This window comes from Mesonia sp. K4-1, assembly GCF_008017825.1.
In the GTDB taxonomy this organism is placed as follows: domain Bacteria; phylum Bacteroidota; class Bacteroidia; order Flavobacteriales; family Flavobacteriaceae; genus Mesonia.
This window is the reverse complement of record NZ_VRLS01000051.1, coordinates 1-518: the sequence shown is the minus strand read 5'-3', so window position 1 is coordinate 518 and position 518 is coordinate 1. Positions and strand designations below refer to the sequence as shown.

1 pseudogene is annotated in these 518 nt (G+C 36.7%); it reads left to right on the top strand.

From position 1 onward, the window contains the following. A pseudogene (locus FT986_RS08155) lies at positions 1 to 518 on the top strand (transposase); the annotation flags it as partial.

The following is a 518-nucleotide window of genomic DNA, read 5'->3' as shown; positions in this document are numbered from 1 at the left end:
TCAGTAAAGATGTATTTGATGTCTATGGTAGTGACTGTGGTCATTCTCAATTTAATAATGACTCATTTGGCTTTAAACTGTTTGTCAAAACATTAGCCCCAGATGTTTTAGTAGTAATGGAAGCCACAGGGTATTATCATTATCGACTTGCACAGTTTCTTTACAAAAATGGTATTGCTGTATCGGTAGTAAACCCGTTGTCAGTCAAGCGTTTTATTCAAATGAAGCTATCAAAAATAAAGACAGACAAGAGTGATGCCAAGGCTATTTGTCATTATGCTTTGTCCAATGAAGTTTCGTTGTATAACGCTCTTAGTGATGTACAGGCAGAATGCTTGCAGCTTTTTAGGCTTATGGATAGTTACTTAAAGAAGCGTACGGCACTAAAAACAAACTTCACGGGGAAGAAGTGCTAGGCATTCCATCCAAGTATGTTTACAGGTCTTTAAAGCGTAATCTCAAACACTTAGACAAAGAGATTAAGGGTATTGAAGATCGTTTACTGAAGCTTGTAAAAC